The following is a 6767-nucleotide window of genomic DNA, read 5'->3' as shown; positions in this document are numbered from 1 at the left end:
GCTCCCGCCTGCCCCCCCTGGGGCGGGCAGCGCCGAAGGTGGACTCAGCGTTGCTGATCGGCCCGGCACCACCCCAGGGGGCGAGCCATGGCTGCCGTTACCGGGCGAAGACCAGACCCCTCCCGTGCACAGTGCGGCAACGCCGGGCGGGCCTCCGATGGCGCGGCAGTCGCCGGCGGCAGGCTCGTCCAGCTTTCCCTGGTCCTTCAGCCTCCCGGGCAGCGGCGCCGGCGGAACGGCACGGACCGACCTGGAGGCCGACGCCTCCGACCCGATCGACGACTCCTCAGACCCGAACGAAGCAGCGCGTGCCGTCCCGGGCCAGGGGAGGGAAGCGTCGATGGCCAGGGAGACGGGAGAGCCGGAGATCCCCGGGCTGAGGGTGGTGCTGCGCAGCGACGAAAGCCTCGTCAGCCGGTCCGTCGATGGGGTGGCCACCACCCAGTACAGCAACAGCCTGGGCGCCATCACTGACGCGGTGATCGATCTGCGCGCCATCAGCGCGCCACAGGTGCAGGTGAGCTCCGACCGCGAACTTCACCTCCTGGCGCTCTCGGTGCTCAACGATGCCGCCCTGACCCTGGAGAGCCGCAACACCGGGTTGAACCGCTCCGCGCTGCTGCTGGGGCCCGAGGCCAACGAGATCCGTCTCCAGGTCAGCGACGACATCGACCTGGGGTTGCTGGCGGGGGGCCTGGCGCGGGGGCAGGTGCTCCAGTCGCTGATCGGCATCCTGGACAGCCGCCTCCAGGACGCGGGCGGCGGGGGCACGCTCGAACTCGTCAGCCTGGCTCGGATCCATCTCCTTGCCCCTGGGACCCCAACGGGGCGGCAGCTCGGCATCGACCTTCTCGCCCAGGCGATGCAGGACAGCGCCATCCTGCTGGGGGACGGGGACGATCGCGTGACGATCGCCAGTGGCTTCCGCAGCCTCGACGGGACGGGCCCCGGCCTGCTGCTCACCATTCCGGCCGCCGACGCGACAGGGGGCAGCGACAGCCTCCAGCTGCGGGCCCGGGCGCTCGGCCTGGTGAACAGCCTGCTCGACACCGGCGGCGGCGATGATCGGGTGAGCATCGCGACCTGGCTGGATGGATCCTTGCCAGCCCCCTCGCAGGCCATCGCCCTGCAGGATTCCGCCGTCGTCCTTGGGGAGGGCGACGACCTGCTGAGCGTCGAGGGCGCCGTGATCGGATCCCGCATCGCCTTGGGCAGCGGCGCCAACGAACTGGTGGTCGCCGGGCCCATGCACGGATCCACGGTGGTCCTGGCTCCGGAGAGCAGCAATGCCATCCGGCTCGGCGATGCCAATGACGCGCTCAGGATCACCCTGGACGCAGGCCCCGGGGCGGAGCTGGTGCTGGACGCCGGAGCCGGGGACGATCGGATCCTCCTTCCCCTGGCGGACCTGACCGGATCCATCGACGCCGGTGCCGGAGTCGACAGCCTGCGGAACGCCTCCGGTGATGAGGATGGAGTGGTGGAGTGGCCCCCGCAGGATCCCGTCCTGGCCGTCAGCCTGGATGGCCCAGGGACGGGCACGATCGGATCGCTGGGTTTCCGCGGGCTGGAGAACCTTTCCCTCGGGGACACCGGTGCAGTTGTGGCGGTGGGTGCCCTGGGGAGCCTGGAGGGCCGGCTGGAGGCGGGCCGTGGGCTGGACGCGCTCGACTACTCCGCCTGGCAGGAGCCCGTTGCGGTCGATCTCATCAGCGGAGAGGCCAGCGGCATCCTGGGGGGCATCACCGGTTTCGAAGCGGTGCGGGGTGGCTCTGGAGACGACCGTTTCGTCCTGGATCTGTCGCTCCTGGCCGGGAGTGGGGAATCGCTCGCCTCGGCGCCGGTCGTCCATGGCGGCCAGGGACGCGATCGGTTCGTCTTGAGCGGCATGGAGGCCATCCGGAGCCTGGCCGGTGGCCACGACCAGACGCTGCCGGTGCTGGCCGATCTGGAGCGAAGCCCCGGCAGCGGCGCCGGCATCGGGCTCACCGATGACCTCTCCTGGCGTCTGGGCGGAATCCTGCTGGGTACCGCGGCGGCGGAGACCACGGTGGACCTGACACCGGCGGGACTGGAGGGGATCGGACAGCCCCGGCTGTTGCCGATCGCCCCTCTCGAAGAACTGGTTCGCGGCATGGGGATGCGGCCCACGGGGATCGACCAGCTGGCGATCGCCACCGGGGAGCTGGGCAGCCGCCTGGTGCTTCTGGGCTCCGACAGGAGCGTCACCGCCATTGCCGAACTCCCCGGCCTGCAGTCGGTCAACGTCGCATCCACGGCCTGACAACGGCCTGACAACGGCCTGGGGCCCGGCGCCTGGCCCTGCGGTGGCTCAGCGCATCGTGCGAGTGGCGTCGAGGAAGCCCCCGAAGCGGTCGTTGAGCAGGGCCAGAACGGGTCTCGAACCCAGCTGCACCAGGCCCGTGACGGCCATGCCGGCCTGCACGGGATAGGTGCGACCGTTCCGGCCAAGCCGCTTGCGATCGAGGCGCACGAGCACCGGAAAGGATTCCTGACCGGTGCGTGGGTCGGGGGGAAGGGCATCCGCTCCCACCCGGACCACGGTTCCCTTGAGGGCGCCGTAATCGGTGAAGGGAAGGGAGTTCACCCGCACATCGACCGCCTGGCCCGGCCGCAGGAAGGCGATGTCGTGGTTGGAGACCGCCAGTTCCGCCTCCAGCCCCTGCTGGCCCACCAGCCTGAGCAAGGGACGGCCCGGAGTGGAGATCTCCCCGGCCCGGGCCTGTAGGTCGAAGACCTTGCCGGGCCGCGCCGCGACGATCCGGCCGAGGCGGAGCCGTTCCTCCACCTGACCGAGACGGGTGGTGGTCTCAAGCAGGCGATGGCGGGCCTCGTCGTAGCGATCCCAGAGCCGTCGGTTGTTCTCGGTGCCCACCTGCTCCTGGGTCGTCAGGCTTTCGATGACGCCGCTGCCGGCGCCGAGCCGTTGCTGCTCGGTGCGGCGGATGGTGCTCAGCAGATCCAGCTGGCGTTCGTCCTGGCGCTCCAGTTCGAGGTGGGAGATGGCCCCCTCCCTGGCCAGCTTGGCCATGCGCTCACGGATGTTGGCGTTGAGGGCGTAGCGGGCCCGCAGCGCCGCCAGTACATCCACCTGCTCCCGCTCCGCGGCCTCGGCACGCCGTCGCCGCTGCAGGGCCACCCGATGGCGCAGCTGGATGTCCCGGCGCTCGAGGGCCAGCACCTGGCGTTCCTCTTCGCTGCCGCCGGGCAATGGCGGAAGCCCCAGCTGCAGCGCCGCCTGATTCACCTGCCGGCGCCAGAGATCGGCCTGCAGGAGCAGATCGCTCCGCTCGCGCTGCGCCTGCTGGCTGTCGAAGGTCAGCAGCAACTGGCCAGCCCTGACCGTCTGGCCATCGCGCACGAGGACCTGCCGGATCGGTGCCGTGAACGGGGGCAGGACCTCGACGCTGCCGCCGATGGGGCGCAGCTTGCCGGTGGCACTGATCGAGGAATCGATCCTGGCCACGGCGCCGTAGATGACGCCGAAACCGGTCAGGCCGATCAGGCTCCAGACGATGGCCCGGCTCCAGCCGCGGGTGGAACGGGGCAGATGGGTGCGGCGGCGGCTGAGGCGCACCTGTGGCAAAGGAGCCTCCTGGGGGGCAGCCAGGGTGGCGGTGCGACCGGGATTGGACGCGCCAGGCGCCGGCAGCGCTGCGGACCCATGGCCGTTGCCCGTGCTGTTGCCGTTGCCGTTGCTGGAGGACGTCATGGTTCGATCCCTCCAAGGGAGCTGTCCTGGGAGGAACGGCCCTGCTGACGGAACAGGGCGTAGTACGGCCCGCGAGCCTGCATCAGCTCGTCATGGGTGCCCACTTCCAGGACGGCCCCCTGCCCCATGCAGACGATCATGTCCGCCTTGACGATCGAGGACAGGCGATGGGTGATGAACAGAACGGTGCAGCCCTGCAGGGCGTGCATCAGGTTCTCGCTCACCACCCGCTCCGTCTGGTAATCGAGGGCGGAGGTGGCCTCGTCCATGATCAGCAGTCGCGGCTTCTGCAGGATCGTGCGGGCGATGGCGATCCGCTGCCGCTGGCCACCCGAGAGGCTGCTGCCCCGCTCCCCCACCTCCGTGGAGTAGCCGGCGGGCAACTCCATGATGAAGTCGTGGGCGGCGGCAATCCGGGCAGCCTCGATCACCTCCTCGGTGCTGGCATCGGGATTGGTGAGGGTGATGTTCTCCTGCACCGAACCATCGAACAGCACCGTGTCCTGGGGAACGATGCCGAGCTGACGGCGCAGGGAATGGAGCTCCACCTTGGCCACATCGATGCCGTCCACCAGCACCACCCCTTCCTCCGGGCTGTACAGCCGCGCCAGCAGTTTGGTGAGGGTGCTCTTGCCCGATCCGCTGGTTCCCACGATCGCCACGAACGTGCCCCGGGGAATCGTCAGGTTGAGGCTCTTCAGCAACAGAGGGGATGAAGACTTGTAGCGAAAGGAGATGTTTCGGAAGCAGATCTCTCCCTGGATGGGAGGCATGATCAGTCGCTTCGCGTTGTCCTCGGGAGCTTCCTGGGGATGGTCGATCACGTCGCTCAGACGCTCCAGGGACAGGGCTGTCTCCTGGACGGACTGCCAGATCGACGTCATGCGCAGCAAAGGGCCGGTGACATAGCCTGCGATGATGCGGAAGGCGATCAGTTCCCCCAGGCTCAGCGAACCGGACAGCACCATGCCGGCCCCGGCCCAGATGACGATCAGACCGGAGAGTTTGTTGAGGAAGCCGCTGATCGAGCTGGCCGTGGTGCCGACCAGCGTGTTATCAAAGCCCTCGGCGATGTAATCGGTGTAGAGGTCCTGCCACTTCCAGCGGCTGCGCAGTTCGATGTTCTGGGCCTTCACCGTCATCATGCTGCTGAGGACTTCCACCAGGTGGCTCTGGGTGCGAGCGTTGGCCACGGCCCGGTTCTGCAACTGCAGCTGCACGATGGGAGAGACCACCAGCACCAGCAGCACCAGGAACGGAACCACGGCGAGGGTGAGAAGCGTCAGCTGCCAGCTGTAGATCAGCATCACCCCGATGTAGAGCACCGAGAAGATGGCGTCGAGGATCGTGGTGAGGGCCGTACCGGTCAGGAAGCCACGCACCTTTTCCAGCTCACCGATACGGCTGCTCACTTCCCCCACCGGCCGTCGGTCGAAATAGCTGAGGGGCAGACGCAGCAGGTGATCGATGATCTGGGTTCCCAGGCTCAGATCGATGCGGTTCGTGGTGTCCACGAACAGAAAGGTGCGCAGGCATAGCAGCAGCCCCTCGAACAGGGCGAAGACCACCAGCAGCACCCCAAGCACGCCGAGGGCACCGGGGCTGTTGTTGATGATGACCTTGTCGATCACCTGCTGGATCAGCAGCGGGTTCACCAGGCCGAACAGTTGCACGAAGAAGCTGGCCAGCAGCACTTCCAGCAGCACGGTCCGGTGCTGCCGCAGGGCCGGCAGGAACCAGCGGAAGCCGAAGCGGCGTCGCGGTGTCAGATCGTTCACCCGCAGCGTCAGCACATCGCCGGCTTCCCCCCACTGGTCTCGGAAGTCGGAGAGCGTGAGTTCCTGGTTGCCGGCGGCCGGGATGCCCAGCACCAGCGACCGGGCGCTGCAGCGGTAGATGACCGCCAGGCCGTTGCCCCACCGGATCATCAGCGGTGGTGTCAACCGGGGCAGGGCTCCGACCTGGATGTCCAGCATCTGGGTCTGCAGGCCCATCGATTCGGCCACCGCGCCGGCCAGCGGCAGGGAGGCCTCACCATGCCGCTGCACCTGATCGCCGAAGACGCGCCGCATCATGTCGCGGCGGAAGGGCAGATCGAGATGCTGGCTGAGCATCTGGAACGCCGCGATCGACGACTCCAGGGGCCCGACCCCGCGAATCCAGGGGAAGGCCTCGGGTCCCTGCGTGTCCTGATCGGCAGCGGGTGGTGCCGCACTCAGGTCGATCGGCGCCGCCGCGGCGATCGCGGCCGGCTCCAGCCCCTGGCGCTGCTGCTCCCAGCGGGCCAGAAGCCTGGCGTGCCAACCGTTGCCGGAGTCCCCGGCCTGCTCCGGCGCCGCCGGTTCCAGAATCGCCGCCAGCCGCTGGCGGTCGATGCCCAGCAACCGGAGGCTGCCCGGCGTCTCGATGGCCTCGGCCCCCACCATGGGGGTGCCGACGGGCAGCGGACCGGAGGCCACCAGCCACAGCCGCCCGGCGTCTGGCACGCCGCTGTCCGGCTCCGACGGCGTCCAGGTGGAGGCCACGGTGTCCTCGGCCAGCCGGTTCGCCGCCTCGACCACTTCCTGGGAGAGGGCCCGCGGGTAGTCCTGCAGATGGGCATCGAGGACACCGAACAGCTCGGACGGGCTGACGCTGTTGCGCACGCGCTCCGCCAGCGCTGGACAGGCCTCCATCGCCCGCCGCAGGGCCTCCTGGGGAAGCGCGACCACCACCAGATCGGAGGAGGCGATCATGGTCTCCCAGCAGCGTCCACAGCTGATCAGGGTCCAGCCCAGCACGCTCCCCGGCTGCAGCCGCTGCAAGGTGGCCACGCCCCGGGGCAGCCGGCGGGAGAACACCACCGAGCGGGCCGTGCCTTCCAGCAGCAGATAGATCCGGGCCGGGGGGTGGTCGACCCGACAGATGGGCTGGCCCTGCTGGAAACGCTGCAACTGGCCATCATCGGACAGGTTCTGCAGCAGCTCCTCCGGCAGGTCGGCCAGGAAGGGGAAGCAGCGCAGGAGTTCGTCGATCCGTGTGGTGGTGGCCATGG

The 6767-nt window shown here is 69.1% G+C and carries 3 protein-coding genes; 1 reads left to right on the top strand and 2 read right to left on the bottom strand.

Annotated elements, in window-relative coordinates; genetic code table 11:
• The first annotated feature begins 340 nt into the window (after nucleotides 1-340).
• Nucleotides 341-2284, top strand: coding sequence for a hypothetical protein (locus VB737_RS08545; RefSeq protein ID WP_500312438.1), 1944 nt, complete (start codon nucleotides 341-343; stop codon nucleotides 2282-2284).
• Between the two features lie 48 nt (nucleotides 2285-2332).
• Here VB737_RS08545 and VB737_RS08540 read toward each other — a convergent pair whose 3' ends face one another.
• Nucleotides 2333-3733 (bottom strand): beta-barrel domain-containing protein, encoded by a 1401-nt coding sequence (locus VB737_RS08540; protein WP_500312437.1) that lies wholly within the window; start codon nucleotides 3731-3733, stop codon nucleotides 2333-2335.
• Nucleotides 3730-6765: a peptidase domain-containing ABC transporter gene (locus VB737_RS08535; protein ID WP_500312436.1), complete on the bottom strand. Its 3036-nt coding sequence runs from the start codon at nucleotides 6763-6765 to the stop codon at nucleotides 3730-3732. Before VB737_RS08535 ends, VB737_RS08540 begins: the two co-directional genes overlap by 4 nt.
• Between the last annotated feature and the right edge of the window lie 2 nt (nucleotides 6766-6767).

It is taken from the genome of Synechococcus sp. BA-120 BA3 (assembly GCF_034931285.1).
GTDB lineage: Bacteria > Cyanobacteriota > Cyanobacteriia > PCC-6307 > Cyanobiaceae > Cyanobium.
The sequence above is the reverse complement of the archived record's forward strand: the minus strand, read 5'-3'. Positions and strand labels throughout refer to the sequence as shown.

What these genes read in the sequence shown, in the direction of transcription:
- VB737_RS08535 (WP_500312436.1), bottom strand. Translation starts at nt 6,765, where the DNA reads ATGGCCACCACCACACGGATCGACGAACTCCTGCGCTGCTTCCCCTTC.
- VB737_RS08540 (WP_500312437.1), bottom strand. Translation starts at nt 3,733, where the DNA reads ATGACGTCCTCCAGCAACGGCAACGGCAACAGCACGGGCAACGGCCAT.
- VB737_RS08545 (WP_500312438.1), top strand. Translation starts at nt 341, where the DNA reads ATGGCCAGGGAGACGGGAGAGCCGGAGATCCCCGGGCTGAGGGTGGTG.